Source organism: Kaistia granuli DSM 23481, from assembly GCF_000380505.1.
Classification (GTDB): Bacteria; Pseudomonadota; Alphaproteobacteria; order Rhizobiales; family Kaistiaceae; genus Kaistia; species Kaistia granuli.
In genome coordinates, this window is the sequence record NZ_AQYH01000010.1 from 466,081 (window position 1) to 482,964 (window position 16,884).

The 16,884-nt window shown below is 66.6% G+C and carries 14 protein-coding genes; 9 read left to right on the plus strand and 5 right to left on the minus strand.

Annotated features, from left to right (window positions below):
- Window positions 1-39 precede the first annotated feature (39 nt).
- Complete coding sequence (locus G342_RS0117300; RefSeq protein ID WP_018184430.1) at window positions 40-1,227, plus strand: MFS transporter; 1,188 nt, start codon at window positions 40-42, stop codon at window positions 1,225-1,227.
- Here the strand turns inward: G342_RS0117300 and dgcA are convergent.
- Complete coding sequence (gene dgcA / locus G342_RS0117305) at window positions 1,196-2,179, minus strand: N-acetyl-D-Glu racemase DgcA (RefSeq protein ID WP_018184431.1); 984 nt, start codon at window positions 2,177-2,179, stop codon at window positions 1,196-1,198. The two genes, G342_RS0117300 and dgcA, sit on opposite strands and share 32 nt — an antisense overlap.
- On the minus strand, window positions 2,176-3,189 hold the full coding sequence (gene dgcN / locus G342_RS0117310; protein WP_026304556.1) for an N-acetyltransferase DgcN: 1,014 nt from the start codon (window positions 3,187-3,189) through the stop codon (window positions 2,176-2,178). Before dgcN ends, dgcA begins: the two co-directional genes overlap by 4 nt.
- 151 nt (window positions 3,190-3,340) lie before the next feature.
- Here dgcN and G342_RS0117315 point away from each other — a divergent pair, with 151 nt between their 5' ends.
- The 4 genes from G342_RS0117315 to G342_RS0117330 are packed head-to-tail and all read left to right on the plus strand — an operon-like array spanning window position 3,341 to window position 7,288.
- Window positions 3,341-4,483 carry an ABC transporter permease gene (locus tag G342_RS0117315; protein WP_026304557.1) on the plus strand — a complete coding sequence of 381 codons (1,143 nt, stop codon included), beginning with the start codon at window positions 3,341-3,343 and terminating at the stop codon, window positions 4,481-4,483.
- A complete protein-coding gene (locus tag G342_RS0117320) occupies window positions 4,483-5,280 on the plus strand; it encodes an ABC transporter ATP-binding protein (RefSeq protein WP_018184434.1) in 798 nt (265 codons plus the stop codon). The genes G342_RS0117315 and G342_RS0117320 overlap by 1 nt, the downstream gene beginning before the upstream one ends.
- Entirely contained in the window at window positions 5,280-6,650 is a 1,371-nt protein-coding gene (locus G342_RS0117325; protein ID WP_018184435.1) for an MlaD family protein, read from the plus strand. Before G342_RS0117320 ends, G342_RS0117325 begins: the two co-directional genes overlap by 1 nt.
- 44 nt (window positions 6,651-6,694) lie before the next feature.
- Entirely contained in the window at window positions 6,695-7,288 is a 594-nt protein-coding gene (locus G342_RS0117330; RefSeq protein ID WP_198010816.1) for an ABC-type transport auxiliary lipoprotein family protein, read from the plus strand.
- A 279-nt stretch (window positions 7,289-7,567) separates the two neighbouring features.
- On the opposite strand, the gene G342_RS0117335 is transcribed toward G342_RS0117330, so the two are convergent.
- The 3 genes from G342_RS0117335 to parE all read right to left on the minus strand — a co-directional run bounded on the left by G342_RS0117335 (window position 7,568) and on the right by parE (window position 11,840).
- Entirely contained in the window at window positions 7,568-9,112 is a 1,545-nt protein-coding gene (locus tag G342_RS0117335; protein WP_026304559.1) for a DEAD/DEAH box helicase, read from the minus strand.
- Between the two features lie 147 nt (window positions 9,113-9,259).
- A complete protein-coding gene (locus tag G342_RS0117340) occupies window positions 9,260-9,703 on the minus strand; it encodes a hypothetical protein (protein WP_018184438.1) in 444 nt (147 codons plus the stop codon).
- Window positions 9,704-9,794: 91 nt separating this feature from the next.
- The gene (gene parE, locus G342_RS0117345; protein WP_018184439.1) at window positions 9,795-11,840 is read right to left on the minus strand and encodes a DNA topoisomerase IV subunit B; all 2,046 of its coding nucleotides are present in this window, start codon (window positions 11,838-11,840) and stop codon (window positions 9,795-9,797) included.
- Between the two features lie 551 nt (window positions 11,841-12,391).
- Here parE and G342_RS0117350 point away from each other — a divergent pair.
- From G342_RS0117350 to G342_RS25400, 4 genes are all read left to right on the plus strand, one after another.
- On the plus strand, window positions 12,392-13,216 hold the full coding sequence (locus G342_RS0117350; protein WP_018184440.1) for a tetratricopeptide repeat protein: 825 nt from the start codon (window positions 12,392-12,394) through the stop codon (window positions 13,214-13,216).
- 282 nt (window positions 13,217-13,498) lie between these two features.
- Window positions 13,499-15,634, plus strand: a complete 2,136-nt coding sequence (locus G342_RS0117360; RefSeq protein WP_018184442.1) for an OmpA family protein — start codon at window positions 13,499-13,501, stop codon at window positions 15,632-15,634.
- A gap of 8 nt (window positions 15,635-15,642) precedes the next feature.
- Window positions 15,643-15,780: a hypothetical protein gene (locus G342_RS26100; RefSeq protein WP_018184443.1), complete on the plus strand. Its 138-nt coding sequence runs from the start codon at window positions 15,643-15,645 to the stop codon at window positions 15,778-15,780.
- Window positions 15,777-16,865, plus strand: a complete 1,089-nt coding sequence (locus G342_RS25400) for an NADH-quinone oxidoreductase subunit E (protein ID WP_051094286.1) — start codon at window positions 15,777-15,779, stop codon at window positions 16,863-16,865. The genes G342_RS26100 and G342_RS25400 overlap by 4 nt, the downstream gene beginning before the upstream one ends.
- Window positions 16,866-16,884 lie beyond the last annotated feature (19 nt).

Consider the following 16,884-nt stretch of genomic DNA (forward strand, 5'->3'; position numbering starts at 1 on the left):
CGCGTCCTCTCGCCGGCATTTTCAGATCGGCACGTATCCATGGTCGCCGCGCCGCGCCATTTCGGTCCCCGCATTTCGTTGTTCTATATCGGCTTCTTTGTCGTCGGCGGGCTGATGACGCCGTTCTTCCCGGTCTGGCTGAAGCTGCGTGGCCTGACTCCGGAGGAGATCGGCGTCTGCATGGCCTTTCCGCTGGCGGCGCGGCTGCTGTTCACGCCGCTTGGCAGCGCCTTCGCCGATCGGGCGCCGAACCGGCGCTTTGCGGTCGTGATCTTCGCGTTTCTCGCGCTGTTGTTCTTCCTGCCGGCGACGCTGGTTGCCGGCTATTGGCCGATCCTGATCCTGACCGGCGTGGCGACGGCATTGCTCGGCCTGACCATGCCGGCGATCGACGCGCTGGCGCTGACCGGTGTCCGCCGCTTCGGCCTCGATTACGGCAAGATGCGGGTCTGGGGGTCGATCAGCTTCATCGTCGTCAGCCTCGCCGGCGGCGTCGTCTTCGGCCGTTTCGGCCCAGCCTCGCTGTCGCCCATGCTGGTCGGCGGCTATGTGATTGCCGCGCTGGCGGCCTTCCTGCTACCGGTGACGCCACCCGAGATCCGCGCAGCCGACGACGCGGCCAAGCCCGAGCCGGTTTCCGCCCGCGCCATCCTGATGAGCCGCGAGTTCCTGATTGTCATCGCCTCGACCTCGCTGATCACGGCGAGCCACGCGGTGTTCTATTCCTTCGGCACCATCCATTGGGAGGCGCTCGGCTTTAGCGGCGGCGAGATCGGCCTGCTCTGGGCGGCTGGTGTCGTCGCCGAGATCGGCATGTTCGCCGTCTCGGGCCGGGCGTTGCGCCGCATGCCGGCCGAGCGCCTGATCCTGCTCGGCGCGGTGGCGGCCATCGTGCGCTGGGGCCTGTTTCCCTTCGCCACCGACCTCATCTCGTCGCTGGCGCTGCAGATGCTGCACGCCCTGACCTTCGCGGCCGCCTATGCCGGCATGCAGCTGGCAATCGCCCGCCAGGTGCCGGACCAGATGATGGCGTCGGCCCAGGGCATTTCGCAGACCGCGTCGGGGGCGGTAATGGCGGTGACGACGCTGCTCTCCGGGCCGCTCTATGGCCATCTTGGCGCCGGCGCCTTTCCGGTCATGATGATCGGCGGCGTGCTGGCCGTGCTCGTGCTGCTGTTGCCGAGGGGCCGCCGGCTCAGCCCCATAAGGACCGAGACGGCGGGCTGACCAGGCTGCCGTCATAGACGAGCCCGGGCGTGCGGTCGCGGGCCAGCAGCAGCGGACCGTCGAGGTCGACGAAGTCGGCGTCCTGGGCGAGCAGCACCGCCGGCGCCATGGCGAGCGAGGTGCCGACCATGCAGCCGACCATGATGGCGAAGTCGTGCGCCTCGGCCGCCTGCTTGAGGCGCAGCGCCTCCGTCAGTCCGCCGGTCTTGTCGAGCTTGATGTTGATGGCGTCGTAGCGGTCGACCAGCCGTTCGAGGTCGTCGGCGACATGCAGGCTCTCATCGGCGCATACCGGCACGAGGCGATCCGCGTGGCGGAGCAGGTCATCGGCGCCGGCCGGCAAGGGCTGCTCGATCAGTTCGACGCCGGCGTTGAGGCAGGCGCGCATGTTCGCGTCGAAATCGGCGGCCGACCACGCCTCGTTGGCATCGACGATGATCCGGCTCGCCGGGGCGCCGCGGCGCACGGCGGCGATCCGCTCGACGTCACCATCGCCACCGAGCTTCACCTTCAGGAGTGGCCGATGCGCCGCGTTGCGCGCGGCTTCCTCCATGCTCTCCGGCGTACCGAGGCTGAGCGTATAGGCCGTCAGCAGTGCCTTGGGGGCCATGAGCCTCAGCCGTTCCGCGACGGGGAGCCCGGAGGCCTTGGCCTCGAGATCCCAGAGCGCGCAGTCGATCGCGTTGCGGGCTGCTCCGGGCGGCATGGTGCTCTGCAGCGCGGCGCGGTCCGGCAGGCCGGCGGGGACCTGCGCCATGGCTTCGATCGCCGCGACGACGCCCTCGACCGTCTCGCCATAGCGCGCATAGGGCACGCATTCGCCGTAGCCGGTCGCCTTGCCGTCTCTGACGGTCACGGTGACGACAGTCGCTTCGGTACGCGCGCCGCGCGAAATGACGAAGCTGCCGGCGATCGGCCAGCGCTCGACGGCGACGGAAAGGGAGAGGGTCATGAATAGGGAAAGTCCTGCAGGATGCGATCGACGATCGGTCCGACGCCAGTGCGGATCGGATCGACGGCGGGAATATCATGCGCCGCCGCGGCTTCGTCCAGCGTGGCGCGGGCGGTCTCTTCGTCGAGCGCCTGCGTGTTGATGGCGATCCCGACGCAGCGAATGGCGGGATTGGTCAGGTATCCGCAGACGCGCGTCAGGTCGATCACCTGCTGGATGGTCGGCAGCGGGTGGGAGACACCGCGCATCGTCGTGCGCGTCGGCTCGTGGCAGACGACGAAGGCGTCCGGCTGCGCGCCGTGCAGCAGGCCGAGCGACACGCCGGCGAAGGAGGGGTGATAGAGCGAGCCCTGACCCTCGATCAGGTCCCAATGGTCGCGAGGCGCGTCCGGCGACAGCCATTCGACGGCGCCGGAAATGAAGTCCGCCACCACCGCGTCGATGGCGACGCCGCGCCCCGAGATGAAGACGCCGGTCTGTCCCGTCGCGCGGAAGTCGGCGTCGAGGCCGGCGGCCCGCATCCCCCGCTCCAGCGCCAGCGCCGTGTACTTCTTGCCGACGGAGCAATCCGTACCAACGGTCAGCAGCCTTAGGCCGGACCGGCGCGTCCCCTTGCCGGTGTCGAAGCGCTGCGAGGCGTGCCGGACGTCGTGCAGCCGGCGCCCCCAGCGCGCCGCCGCGGCGCGGATCGAGGGATTGTCGTGCAGGCGCGTGTGCAGCCCGGAGGCGACGTCGAGGCCGGCATCGAGCGCCTCGACGATCGTGCTGACCCAATGGTCCGGAAGGACGCCCCCGGCGTTGACCGCGCCGACGATCATCGTCCTGGCGCCGGCGGCTCGCGCCTCGGCGATCGTCATGTCGGGGATACCCGCATCGGCCTGGCAACCGACGAATCGCAACTGGCCCACACACCATTCCGGCCGCCAGTCGACAATACCCAAGGCTGTCTTGGCAGCGAGAGGGTCCGGAACGTCACCCAAAAACAACAGATAGGGTGTAGTGATCTCCATCACGACTTCCTTTTCCGCCAAGGGCTTGCTCGTGCTTCCGTGCTCGTGCGATCACCTAACTGGAGATGGGAGCTTAGGAGGCGCCCCGCGGTGCCACAAGAGCCGCACGCCCCTTCCGCACCCTCAGTCAGGCGTCGAACGCGGAGCAGTCGTGGCGACGGCAACAGTACCAGCAGCGCAACTCGAATTCTCGGAAGCGGACGGGCAGGCACGACTGCGCGCGCTCGGCCCGTGGACGGTGCGCAGCGTCGGCAATCTGGAATCATCGATCGACGATGCGATCGCCAAGGTCGCCGGCGCGACGGTGATTGACCTCTCCGGCATCGAGCATATCGACACGGCCGGCGCATGGCTTTTGACGCGGCTGGAGCGCGGCCTTCGCGCCAAGGAAGCATCGGTCACGATCGAGGGGGCCTCCGACAACGCCCAGCGCCTGCTCGGCGCGCTCGACCCGGCTGAACGCGACGTCCCCAAATCGCCGCCGCCGGTTGGCGCCGCGCTGGAGCTGGTCGAAGGCATCGGCCGGACCATGTATCTGTCGTGGGAGGATCTGCTCTCCGGCCTCAACCTTCTCGGCGGCGTCACGCGCGGCCTGGTCAAGGCAATCGGCAATCCGAAGCGCCTGCGCATCACCTCGATCGTCTTCCACATCGACCGGACCGGTCTGCGGGCCGTGCCGATCATCACGCTGATGTCGCTCCTGATCGGCGCCATCATTGCCCAGCAGAGCGCGTTCCAGCTTCGCGCTTTCGGAGCGGAGATCTTTTCCGTCGATCTGGTCGGCATTCTGGTGCTGCGCGAGATCGGTGTGCTGCTGACCGCGATCATGATCGCTGGTCGATCCGGCAGCGCCATCACGGCGGAAATCGGCTCGATGAAGATGCGCGAGGAGATCGATGCGCTGAGCGTCATCGGCGTCGATCCGGTTGAAGTCCTGATCATGCCGCGCATCGTCGGCCTGGTCATCGCTCTGCCGATGCTGGTGTTCCTCGCCGACATGGCCGCGCTGGTCGGCGCCGGACTGGTGAGCTGGGTCTATATCGGCCTGTCGCCGGAGGCCTTTATCGATCGGGTGCGGGATGCCGTGGCGTTCAATACGCTCGTCGTCGGTCTCATCAAGGCGCCCTTCATGGCGCTGATCGTCGGCATCATCGCGGCCTCGGAAGGCCTGGCCGTGCGCGGCAGCGCCGCCTCGCTCGGCCAGCACACGACGGCCGCGGTGGTGAAGTCGATCTTCATGGTGATCGTCGTCGACGGTCTCTTCGCCCTCTACTTTGCCGCGGTGAACTATTGATGACGACGCAGCCAGAGCACGGTCATGGCCGCGAGAAGGAAGTCGTCATCAGCGGGCGAGGGATTACCGTCGGATTTGGCGATCGGCTGATTCTCGAAAATCTCGACATCAACGTTTATCGCGGTGAGATACTCGGCGTCGTCGGCGCCTCGGGAACCGGCAAGTCCGTCCTTCTGCGCACCATTCTCGGCCTGCAGAAGAAGCGGGCGGGCTCGGTCGAGATCCTCGGGGTGCCCTATGACGATGCCGATCCCGATACGCGCGCCTCGATCGATCGCCGGCTTGGCGTGCTGTTCCAGCAGGGCGCGCTGTTCTCGTCGCTGACGGTGCTGCAGAACGTCGAGTTCCCGATGCGGGAGCATCTGCGTCTCTCGCCGCGCCTGATGGAAGAGCTGGCCCGCCTAAAGATCGAGCTGGTCGGCCTGGCCCCGGAAGCCGCCGACCGGATGCCGTCGGAGCTGTCCGGCGGCATGATCAAGCGGGCAAGTCTCGCCCGCGCGCTGGCCATGGATCCCGCTATCGTCTTCCTGGACGAGCCGACCTCGGGCCTCGATCCGATCGGCGCGGCCGAGTTCGACGAGCTGATCGCCACGTTGCGCGATACTTTGGGCCTGACCGTGTTCATGGTAACGCATGACCTGGATAGCCTGTACACCGTCTGCGATCGAATCGCGGTATTGGGCGACCGACATGTCCTCATCGAGGGAACGATCGACGATCTGCTCGCGTTCGATCATCCCTGGGTTCAGAAATATTTCCGCGGCGTGCGTGCGCGTCGCCTGGAGAGCGAAGTTTAATGGAAACGCGCGCCAATTACGCATTGATCGGCTTGTTCACCCTCGGCGTGATCGTCGCGTGCTTCGTGTTCGTCTATTGGCTCGCGCGCTATGACGAAAGCGGCATCCGCAAGCCGATGCGCATCCTCATACCCGGTTCCGTCACCGGCCTCGCGCCGGGCAGTCAGGTGCTGTTCAACGGTATCCGGGTCGGCGAAGTTCGTACCTTGCGGATCAATCCCGAGGATCCGAACGAGGTCGAGGCCATGGTCGGCGTCGATCCCACCCAGCCGATCAAGGCGGACACTAAGGCGACGCTCGGCATCCAGGGCCTGACCGGCATCGCCTTCATCGAGCTGAAGGGCGGCTCCGGCAAGCTGCCGAACCTGCTCGACCAGCCGGGTATCCCGACCCTCGAAGCGCAGGGCTCCGGCCTGCAGGACCTGATCGCCAGCGCCCAGGAACTCGTCGCCAAGGTCAACACGGCCGTCGACCGCGTCAACGGCTTCATCGACACGGCCGAGCCGTCGCTGACGACGTCGATCAAGAACGTCCAGACCTTCACGGACGCGCTCGCCGAGAACTCCGCCGGCGTGAAGGAATTCATGAGCCAGTTCGGCGACCTGTCGAAGCGCCTCGGTTCGCTCTCCGATACGCTGAGCGGCGCAGTCCAGAAGGCCGACAAGATCATCGCGGCGATCGATCCAGCCAAGGTGGCGGAGACGATCGAGAATATCGACAAGGTGACCCAGAAGCTCTCCGACTCCTCGGATGCCTTCCCGGAGATCATCGCCAATGTGAAGAATATCTCCGAGCAGCTTGGAACCACGCTGGAAGGTGCCAAGCAGATCATCGCCGCCATCCAGGTCGAAGCCGTCAAAAGTACGATCAACGACATCGCCACCGTCGCGCGACGCGTCCAGACGGCAACCGTCGATGTCAACAAGATCGTCGCCGACGCCGGCAAGACCGTCGCCGATGCCAAGGATTTCGTCGCCAGCATCAAGAGCAAGGACGCGGACATCGATCTGATCGTCAGCAACACGCGCGACATGGTGCAGAAGCTCAACGCCGCCTCGACTCGCATCGACGGCATTCTCGGCAAGGTGCAGGATCTGGTGACCGATCCGAACGGCAAGAATTTCTTCGCCGAGGCGACCGCCGCCGCCGCCGCGATCCGCAAGGTCGCCGAGGCGTTCTCCGGCAAGGCCGACCAGATCGCCAACAATCTCGCCAGCTTCAGCGGCCAAGGCCTGCGCAATGTCGACGGTCTCGTCGACCAATTGCGGCGGGCGACAACGCAATTCGACCGGACGCTGAATTCCATCCAGAATAATCCGCAGCGCCTGATCTTTGGCAATCCGACGGTACAGGACTACAACCGCAAATGACGCAGAGCGGGGCACTCCAGACCATGCATTCCCAGAAGCGATCCATGCCCGTCGGGATGCTCTCGGCCATGCTTTGCGCCGCGCTGCTTTCAGGCTGCGTGAGCAAGCTGGTGACGACGCCGCCGCCGGCCACCTATGATCTGGCCGGGCTCCAGACGGCCCCCGCTGTCAAGGGGCGGACTTCCGCCCAGATCCTCGTGCCGGAGCCGTTCGCGCTGCAGACGCTGGCGAGCCAGCGCATCGTCGTCACGCGCGGCCCGCTCGTCGCCTATTACCCGAACGCCCAGTATCCGGACACGCTGCCCAAGCTGGTGCAGAGCCGGATCATCCAGGCGTTCGAGAAGTCGCGCGGCGTGCGCGCTGTCGGACGCCCGGGCGAGGGGCTGTCGATCGACTACCAGCTGCTCACCAATATCCGCACCTTCGCCTTCAACGTCACCCAGTCGGGCCGTTTCGCCGAGATCGAGATCTTCGCGCAGATCATGAACGACCGGAACGGCAAGGTCGTCGAGGCCAAGGTGTTCGAGGCGTCTGTTCCAGTCGCCGAGGATACGGCGCCATCGGCCGTCAGCGGCCTGAACGTCGCGCTGGATGAGGTTCTGAAGGAACTCGTCGCCTGGGCCGTGCCCCGCCTCTAGAGGCGGCTGCCGGGCGCGGGAAAGCTGTCTCATGACCCTGCCGGCGACCGCTCCGAGAGCGAGCGGACGGATTTCGCCGACCGCCGGAATGGCGTCTCGGACCGACTAATCGGAATGGATTGGTGTGTGAACCGCGAAGCCCCGGAGACGAGGCTTGGCGCGTTCAAACGCGCCGGGGCGGTGTCAAGCCGGCCGGCCATGGGCCTTGGCCGTACCGCTTAACCTAGCCTCGCGGAGCGGAGGCAGGAAGGGTGCCGGTGGCCGGCACCCGGAAACAAATCAGGACGACGGTGCCCGGACGGGACGCAGCAGGAACTGCGGGACGTGGTCGCCGAGGCCGATGACCTTGTCGTCATTGTCGTTGCGATCGCGGCGATCGGAACGGGCAGGGCGGTCACGCTGGTCGCGTTCGCGACGCGGCGTATCCTGCTGGCGCGGAGCATCCTGCTGGCGCGAGGCATCCTGCTGCGGACGTCGCGCGGGCTGCTCGGCCGAACGCTGGCGCGGTGCCGGCTCGGCGGCCGGCGGCGCTTCCGGTGCCTCGACAGCCGCCTCGGCGGCGATCTCGGGATGCGGCTTGTCCTGCTGGCGCGACGACGAGCGTCCACCGCGGGGCTTGCGCTCGCCGCGCGGCTCTTCGCTCTTGCGACCGCGGCCACGACCGGCAGCCGCCGGCTCGTCGCCTGACGTCGCCGCGGGCTTGTCGCCGCCGATCCACTCGACGCCGTCGCCGGTCAGCTTGTCGATCGCCGCCAGGTACTTCTGGTCGGACGGGGCGACGAGCGTGATGGCGGTGCCGGAACGGCCGGCGCGGCCCGTGCGGCCGATGCGGTGGACATAGTCGTCCGCATGGGTCGGGATGTCGAAATTGAACACATGGCTGACATCGGGGATGTCGAGGCCGCGCGCCGCGACGTCACTGGCGACCAGCAGCGTCAGGCGGTTGTTCTTGAACGCGTCGAGCGTCGCCATGCGGGCGCGCTGATCCATGTCGCCATGCAGGGCGCCAACGGAGAAGCCGTGCTTCTCGAGCGAACGGGCGAGTACGGCCACGTCGCGCTTGCGATTGCAGAAGATGATCGCGTTCTTGAGATCGGTAGCGCCGCGGATCAGTTCCCGCAGCGTCTCGCGCTTGTCGAAGGCTTCGCGCCCGGTGTGGACGAAGCGCTGCGTCACCGTCTTGGCCGTCGTCGCCGGCTTGGCGACTTCGATGCGGATCGGGTTCGACAGGAAGGTGTCGGCGAGGCGCTGGATTTCCGACGGCATGGTGGCCGAGAAGAACAGCGTCTGGCGCGTGAACGGGATCAGCTTGGCGATCCGCTCGATGTCGGGAATGAAGCCCATGTCGAGCATGCGGTCGGCCTCGTCGATGACGAGGATCTCGACGCCGGTCATAAGAAGCTTGCCGCGCTCGCAATGGTCGAGCAGGCGGCCGGGCGTCGCGATCAGGACGTCGACGCCGCGGTCGAGTTTCTTTTCCTGGTCGTTGAACGAGACGCCGCCAATCAGCAGCGCGACGTTCAGCTTGTGGTTCTGACCGTACTTGTTGAAGTTTTCCTCGACCTGCGCCGCCAGCTCGCGGGTCGGTTCCAGGATCAGCGTGCGGGGCATACGCGCACGAGCGCGGCCCTGCTCCAGCAACGTGATCATGGGGAGCACGAAGGATGCGGTCTTGCCCGTGCCGGTCTGGGCAATGCCCAGAACATCGCGGCGCGCGAGCACATGCGGGATCGCCTCTGCCTGGATCGGCGTGGGCGTGGTGTATCCGCTTGCCTCAACGGCAGCCAACACCTTGGGGCTCAGTCCGAGCGTAGAGAAGGTCATGTTTTGAAAAAGGGCCCAGAGCCCGACGGGACGGCAAACCAGCACATCGCCATCGATGAAAGATGCACGCAAATACGAGGTTTTGCGGCGGCTTGTCAAATGTTTCGGCGAAAAAGGCCGATTTCCGCGACTGCCGCCGCCGATTGGCTAGTTGCTGGCGGGACCGAAACGATAGGTCTCCTCGTCACCGATGAAGAGCTCATAGCTCTCGCGGGCGCCGTCAGCGGCCGGATTGATCATCTCCAGGAAGATGCTGAGACCGTCCGGATCCGACTCGATGACGAAGTCGCCGATATTCTGTTTCAGCTCGACCAGTTCCTTGATGTCGACGGTGCGGTCGACCGTGTAGCTGCCGTCGTCGCCGGCGCGCAGCCACTGGACGAACAGCCGCGCCGTCGGCTCGGCGCCGCTGCGTGTCACCACGACCCGGTAGACGCCCTTGTTGCCGTCCTTCTCCCAGGTGCCGACGGTGCGGACGTCCTGGATCGAGGGGGCGAGGGCGGTGACGCTGTCCGCCATCGGATCGGCGCGCACGGGCGCGACGGTGGCGATGGTCAGGATGCAGGCCGTGAGAAGCGCGCGAACGATCATCTTGGAACCTCCTTGTAGCGGGGACCCGGACTGGCCGGGCCCAGGGACATGGAACAGGTCCCAGGATGAGTGTGGTGCCCGACGGCGACGGTCAGATGTCGAGTTCCCTCGCGAAGACGGCCCGCTCCTGGATGAAGCGGAAGCGCTCTTCGGGCTTGTTGCCCATCAGCTGCTCGACGACATCCTCGGTGAGAGAAACATCGCCGTCAACGATGCCGACCCGCAGGAGCGTACGCTTCGACGGCTCCATCGTCGTTTCCTTGAGCTGGCCGGGCAGCATCTCGCCGAGGCCCTTGAAGCGACCGATCTCGACCTTTCCCTTGCCCTTGAATTCGGTCGAGAGCAGCTCTTCCTTGTGCTTGTCGTCGCGGGCGTAGAGCGTCTTGCCGCCCTGGCTGATGCGGTAGAGCGGCGGCACGGCAAGATAGAGGTGGCCCTTGTCGATCAGGGCCGGCATCTCGCGATAGAAGAAGGTGATCAGCAGCGAGGCGATATGGGCGCCGTCGACGTCGGCGTCGGTCATGATGATGACCTTGTCGTAGCGCAAATCGTCGTCGCGATAATGGTTGCGCGCCCCGACTCCGAGTGCCTGCATCAGATCGGCGAGCTGCTGGTTCTGCGCCATCTTCTCGCGGCCGGCATTGGCGACGTTGAGGATCTTGCCGCGCAGCGGCAGCACGGCCTGGCTGGCGCGGTTGCGCGCCTGCTTGGCGGAGCCGCCGGCGGAATCGCCCTCAACGATGAAGATCTCGCTGCCCTGGGCGGCGCTCTGGCTGCAATCGGCCAGCTTGCCGGGCAGGCGCAGCTTGCGCACCGCCGTCTTGCGGCTGACTTCCTTCTCCTGGCGTCGACGCAGCCGCTCCTCGGCGCGTTCGATGACCCAGTCGAGCAGGCGCGAGGCTTCCTGTGGTGCTGCCGTCAGCCAATGGTCGAACGGATCGCCGATCGCCTTCTCGACGATGCGGCTGGCCTCGGCCGTCGACAGCTTGTCCTTGGTCTGGCCGACGAATTCTGGCTCGCGCACGAACACCGACAGCATCGCCGCGCAGGACGTCATCACGTCCTCGGCGGTGATCGCCGAAGCGCGTTTGTTGCCGGAGAGCTCGGCGTAGGATTTGAGGCCGCGCAGCAGCGCCATGCGCAGACCCTGCTCATGCGTGCCGCCCTCGGCCGTCGGAATGGTGTTGCAGTAGGAGCGGACATAGCCGTCGCCCGGATACCAGGCGATCGCCCATTCCGCCGCGCCGTGTCCGCTCGCCTTGTCCGTGCGGCCGGCGAAGATCTGCGACGTGACCGTCTTCTCGCTGCCGAGCTCGGCCGCGAGGAAGTCCTTCAATCCGGCCGGGAAGTGGAACACCGCCGTCGGCGGCGTCGCAGCGTCGGGCCCGAGCAGCTCGGGCGCGCAGCTCCAGCGGATTTCCACGCCACCGAACAGATAGGCCTTCGACCGGGTCATGGCGAAGAGGCGTTCGGGCCTGAAATGCGCGCCGACGCCGAAGATCTGCGGGTCGGGCTTGAAGCGTGTCTTGGTGCCGCGCCGGTTGTGGACCTCGCCGACCGCCTCGAGCTTCGAGGTGGGATGGCCGCGGGAGAAGGTCTGGCGATAGAGACGCTTGCCGCGCGCGACTTCGACTTCCATCAGTTCCGACAACGCGTTGACCACCGAGACGCCGACGCCGTGCAGGCCGCCCGAGGTCTCGTAGACCTTCGAATCAAACTTTCCGCCCGAATGCAGCGTCGTCATGATGACTTCGAGGGCCGACTTGTCCTTGAACTTCGGATGCGGATCGACCGGGATGCCACGTCCGTTGTCCGTGACCGTCACGCTGCCATCGGCCGCGAACTCGACGTCGATGAAGGTGGCATGGCCGGCCACGGCCTCGTCCATCGAGTTGTCGATCACCTCGGCGAAGAGGTGGTGCAGGGCCTTCTCGTCGGTGCCGCCAATATACATTCCGGGGCGACGGCGCACTGGTTCGAGGCCTTCTAGGACCTCGATGTCGGCGGCCGAATAGCTGCCTTCTGCCGCCGGCGCGGCCGTCGTCCGCCGCGGTGCGGCTTCTTCGCGAAGCGGATCCGCCGGCTTGATCGCTCGTGCGGTCGCGCCGGATCCGAATAGGTCGTCGGTCTCTGCCATGGTCATCCGTAGGTGTGTGGTCCGTGCAATGGCGTGGTGGAGGCGGCGAATCAAGACGGAATTTTGCCACGCCCCGGGCTAGGGCGCGAGTGTGTTCCTTGTTTGTTCGTCTTTGCGCATCATCGGATGGACTCCCCGACACCAGGCCGGCGACACCCTGTCTTGAACTCGGTAGGGGGCACCCTACGATTCCATGTTGCGGGCGCGCAACACTGCAATTGCATCTCGCTGTCGGCTCGGGCGGCATGCCCCAATTGCCGCCTTTCAGCCATAAAGTGGAACGACCGTCGCTTTCATCCGGGGGCGGACAGGACAAACCTTGCGTATTGTCGGCAAAAATTATCGTTGGTCTTCAAGGGTACACGGAGCTGTGATGGCACGCGTAGTAGAACGTGTCTGCAACCGCCTCGGATTCGCCCGAAACCATTCCCATAATCTGGGAAATCGAAATTTCCGCGGTAGCGCGGGACGGACAGAGAACCTCGCTTCGACGACCCTGATGGCCCGTTGGCCGTCGGCGGGCGCGGGCGGCAATTATGGTATGGCGTGCAATGCGATTCTGTAACGCGTTCGGCGGCGTCGCCCTGTTTGGCATCACCGTCTTGGCCGGCCTGGGCGCGTGGTCGGACCAGGCCCGAGCGCTCGACGCCCGGACGCTGGACCGCAACGCCACCCCGGTCGAGGCTTTCCGCTTCGGTTTCAACGCCTACAAACAGGGTGACAAGACGACGGCCGTCGAGGCTCTGACCTTTGCCGCCGACAAGGGCCATGCGGTCGCGCAGTGGAAGCTGGGCCGGATGTATGCTGAGGGTGACGGTCTCACCAAGGACGACATGAAGGCGTTCGAGCTGTTCAGCGAAATCGCGGACGCCCACGCCGACGACAATCCGGACGCGCCGTCCGCGCGCTTCGTCTCCAATGCCTTCGTCGCGCTCGGTTCCTATTATCGCGATGGCATCCCGAACAGCAGCATCCAGCCCGACTTCAGCCGCGCCCGGCAGATGTTCTCCTATGCCGCCTCCTATTTCGGCGACTCGGACGCGCAGCTCAATCTGGCCCGCATGTACTACGACGGCGAAGGCGGCGATCGCGATCCGCGCCAGGCGGCCCGCTGGGCAAAGCTTTCGGCGGACAAGGGCAATGTCGGCGCCCAGGCGCTGCTCGGCCACATGCTGTTCGAAGGCGATGGCGTCACCCGCCAGCCCGTGGTTGGCCTCATGTTCCTGACCATCGCGCGCGACCGCGCCCTGAACACGGATTCGTGGATCCAGAAGCTGCAGGAACAGGCCTTCTCCGTCGCGACGGAGACGGAGCGTCGTACCGCGCTGGCGATGGCGGACGACTGGATCGGCAAGAACCCGCCGAGCCTCCAGTAGGCGCGTGGCTTCAGCCTGACATTCGAGCAACACACGATGTCTCCGTCGTCGTCTGGGCAAGCTTGCCGGGGATGAAGGCGCTCACGCGCTTGCAGCCCCTCGACCAATTCGGCGAGGATCGTCCCCAGCACTCGTCAGCCGAACCGGTGGCCTCCATGGGCCATCCCGTTCCGGCGATCGGGAGGGAGACGACATGAAGAACAGCTCGATTCAACGGGCCTTGCCAGGCTGGTTGTCGAGGCTGTGTCACGCCGACCGTTCGCCACGCGGAGCGCCGTGGCGATGAGCGCATGGCGTCTGTGTCTCGTTCCAGGCCTCGTCATCGTGACGATCCTGACCATGCTCGCCCTTTTCATGACCTTCAGCCGGGTCGAACGGGACATTGGCGACCGCGTCGATGCCCAGCTGGCGCTTGACGGCCAGCCCTGGGCGACGGCCAAGACCAGTGGTCGCTCCGTCACGGTGATGGGAACGTCGCCGACGCTGCTCGCCCAGCGACTTGCCGTCGAATCGGCCGGCCGTGTCTGGGGCGTCGGTCGGGTCGTCGACGGCAGCGGCATCATTCCGCTTCAGGCCCCCTACACGTGGACGGCGGTCCGCTCGGCCGACAGTGTTGCGATCCATGGTTTCGCGCCTTCCGAAGAGGCGCGGCTGGCCATTCTGGCATCCGCCGCCCGCGAATTGCCGACCCTGCCGCTCGAAGGCAAGCTGGAGCTGGCGCGGGGCCAGCCGGTCGGCTTTCTCGTCCTCGTCGATTTCGCCCTGCAGCGGCTCGCCGAACTCTCGGTCGGGACAGTGACGCTGACCGGCTCCGGCCTGTCGGTCGACGGCACGGCAGTCGATGAGGCGAGCTTTGCCGCTGCTGCTCGGGCCTTCTCCACCAGCCTGCCGGCCGGCGGGCAATTGCGGAACGTCCGCGTCCTGCCGCCGCGCAGCGAGAAATTCACCTGGGTTGCCGACTATGACGGCAAGTCGGTCAAGGTCACGGGCTTCGTGCCCTCCGTCGCCGTCCGCCGCGACATCGCCGACGCGCTCGCCGCGGCGCTGCCGGGCAGTGCTGTCGAGGACACGACGCAGCTCGCCTCCGGTGTGCCGGAGGGCTTCTCCTTCGCCGCCGTCTTCTCGGCCTATCAGCTCGGGCGCTTCAGCAGCGGCAAGATTACCATTGACGGCTCTGTCCTGTCGGTGGAAGCCAAGGCCAAGACCGTCGCCGATTATGAAATGGCGCTGGCTGAGATCGAGGCGCGCCGCAGCAAGCGGGTCGCCGGCGTCGGCATCGGCACGATCGATCTGCTGCCAGCCGCCGTCGATCCCTATGTCTGGCGGGCCGATCTCAGCGGCGACAGCGTCGTCCTGACCGGCTATGTGCCGTCGACGGTCGCCCATGACGAGGTGATCAGCACGGCGACGCGGCTGTTTCCGGAAAAAGCCGTCACCGATCACGTCCGAGTCGCCGATGGCGATCCGAAGATGGACTGGATCGGTGCGCTCAAATTCGCCCTCGACCAGTTGGCGCTGCTCGACAAGGGCTCGGTATCGCTGACCGGCCGCAAGTACGACATCGTCGGCGAGGCGGCGTCGTCGGCTGCCTATTCCACCCTGACCGAGACGCTCAAGAAGACCCTGCCGGCCAGCATGGAGCTGCGCCGCTCGGCCGTGTCGCCCGGCGCCGTGTCACCGTTCGTCTTCGCGGCGGCGCGCGGCGCGGAGGCTCTGACACTGAGCGGCTATGTCCCGACGGACGAGGTCGTGAAGAAGATCGTCGCGGCGGCGAGGCCGAAATTCGGCCCCGACCGGATCGAGCTGCGCCTCCTGCTCGCCGGCGGCGCGCCGGACGGCTTTGTCGACGCCGTCGATGTCGCGCTGCAGGCCGTCAGCCGGCTTCAGGGTGGACGGTTCGATCTCGTCGACACGAAGCTCTCGCTCTCCGGCGTCGCCGTGTCGGAGGGAGCCAAGGCCGCCATCGAGGCGGCGGTGAAGTCGGACTTGCCGGAAGGGTTCGAGTTGTCGTCGTCGCTGATGGTGGCGGTCGGTGGCGATCCGTTGAGCGGCCCGCAATGCCAGCTGGCGCTGCGGGTCGAGACGGATCGCGAGAAGGTCCAGTTCGAGGGAACAACGGCGCAGATCCTGCCCGGCAGCTTCGGCCTGCTCGACCGCATCGCGGCGATCGTCCAGCGTTGCCCGATCGCGACGGTCGAAATCGGCAGCCATACGGATTCGCAGGGCGGAACCCGCAAGAACCAGGCGCTCAGCGTCGAGCGCGCCAATGCGGTGGTCGACCATCTGGTCGCCGACGGCGTGCGCCGCGAGCGCCTGAACCCGGTCGGCTATGGCAGCAGCCGGCCAATCGCCTCGAATTCGAAGGCTTCGGGCCGGGCGCAGAACCGGCGCATCGAATTCGGCATCGTCGGACAGTAGGAGGCGGCATGGCCTATGTGATCGTGAACTACTGGCCGTTCCTGGCGATCGCCGCCGGTCTTGGCTTTGTCGTCGGCTGGTGGGCCCTGGGCTCGGGCCGGCGCGGGCTGGGCGATGATCTGTCCGCCGGGGACAGGCCGTCATGATGCTGCACATGGCCGAAATCTGGGCGGCGCTGGCCGCCTGCTTCATTCTCGGCGCTCTGGTCGGCTCGATCTTCCATCGGGCGATCGCGCTCACCGGCGCGGGACGGGTCCAGGCGAGCCTCATCCGGTGGATCGATCGTGTGGTTCGGGCGCTCGAGCGCGTGCTCATGCCGTGGCGCGGCTCCGTGCCGGCGGTGCTGCCGCAGACGGTTCCAGTCCCGCCGCCGGACTTCAGCCATGTGAGCGACGCACCGGAGCTCCATGTCGCCGTCGAGCCCTATGTTCCCCGGCACATCACCGTCGACCCGCTGCCATCCGCGGGGCCGGAGGAAGTCGAGTTCGCCCTGGTGGCTTCGCCCGCCCGGCCGGAACCGACGAAATCCTTCGAGGACATGGCGCGCGGCGATCTGGTCGGCTACCGGCCCCTTCCGCTGCAGGCGCCTCGCCAGGGTGTGGCTGACCCGCTGCACCTGATCGCCGGCCTCACCAAGCGCCATGCCGGGCGGCTGGCGGAGGTTGGGATCTTCCATTTCAGCCAGATCGCGTCCTGGACCCCGCAGGAATTGGCGTGGGTCGCGGCCTATCTGGGTGTTGGTGACGCCATCGACGACAAGGACTGGGTTGGCCAGGCGATGCGCTTCGCCAGTGCCGACGAGCCGGTGCGCGCGCCGGAGCCGGTTCCGAAGACGGCTTCTGCGGCGAAGGCCAAGCCAGCCAGAAAGCGAAAGGTGGCGAAGCCGGCTGAAGAGGGTATCGCGACGGAGGCGAGCGCGCCGGCCAGGCGTGCCGCGGCCAAACGGGCCTCGGCTGCCGAGCCAGCGGCAAAGGCCAAGCCAGCGGCGAAGGCGAAGCCGGCAGCAAAGACCGAGGCCGCCACGCGCAGTGGGCCGGCGAAACCACGCGCGCGCCGGAAGTCGAAAGGCGCCGCCGACAGCGCGGCACCCGATATCGATCCGGCAACGACCGCGCCGAACACAGCGCCACCGGGTCCGGGGCCCGAGGCCGATGTCGCCCCGCCGGCAGAGCCGTCGACCGGCGCGGCTCCTGCTGGAGCCGATCCTGCAGATCATCGCCGCGAGCCGTGACGCAGCAAATCTTGCGTGA

What these genes read in the sequence shown, in the direction of transcription:
- G342_RS0117300 (WP_018184430.1), top strand. Translation starts at nt 40, where the DNA reads ATGGTCGCCGCGCCGCGCCATTTCGGTCCCCGCATTTCGTTGTTCTAT.
- dgcA (WP_018184431.1), bottom strand. Translation starts at nt 2,179, where the DNA reads ATGACCCTCTCCCTTTCCGTCGCCGTCGAGCGCTGGCCGATCGCCGGC.
- dgcN (WP_026304556.1), bottom strand. Translation starts at nt 3,189, where the DNA reads ATGGAGATCACTACACCCTATCTGTTGTTTTTGGGTGACGTTCCGGAC.
- G342_RS0117320 (WP_018184434.1), top strand. Translation starts at nt 4,483, where the DNA reads ATGACGACGCAGCCAGAGCACGGTCATGGCCGCGAGAAGGAAGTCGTC.
- G342_RS0117325 (WP_018184435.1), top strand. Translation starts at nt 5,280, where the DNA reads ATGGAAACGCGCGCCAATTACGCATTGATCGGCTTGTTCACCCTCGGC.
- G342_RS0117330 (WP_198010816.1), top strand. Translation starts at nt 6,695, where the DNA reads ATGCCCGTCGGGATGCTCTCGGCCATGCTTTGCGCCGCGCTGCTTTCA.
- G342_RS0117335 (WP_026304559.1), bottom strand. Translation starts at nt 9,112, where the DNA reads ATGACCTTCTCTACGCTCGGACTGAGCCCCAAGGTGTTGGCTGCCGTT.
- G342_RS0117340 (WP_018184438.1), bottom strand. Translation starts at nt 9,703, where the DNA reads ATGATCGTTCGCGCGCTTCTCACGGCCTGCATCCTGACCATCGCCACC.
- parE (WP_018184439.1), bottom strand. Translation starts at nt 11,840, where the DNA reads ATGGCAGAGACCGACGACCTATTCGGATCCGGCGCGACCGCACGAGCG.
- G342_RS0117350 (WP_018184440.1), top strand. Translation starts at nt 12,392, where the DNA reads ATGCGATTCTGTAACGCGTTCGGCGGCGTCGCCCTGTTTGGCATCACC.
- G342_RS0117360 (WP_018184442.1), top strand. Translation starts at nt 13,499, where the DNA reads ATGAGCGCATGGCGTCTGTGTCTCGTTCCAGGCCTCGTCATCGTGACG.
- G342_RS26100 (WP_018184443.1), top strand. Translation starts at nt 15,643, where the DNA reads ATGGCCTATGTGATCGTGAACTACTGGCCGTTCCTGGCGATCGCCGCC.
- G342_RS25400 (WP_051094286.1), top strand. Translation starts at nt 15,777, where the DNA reads ATGATGCTGCACATGGCCGAAATCTGGGCGGCGCTGGCCGCCTGCTTC.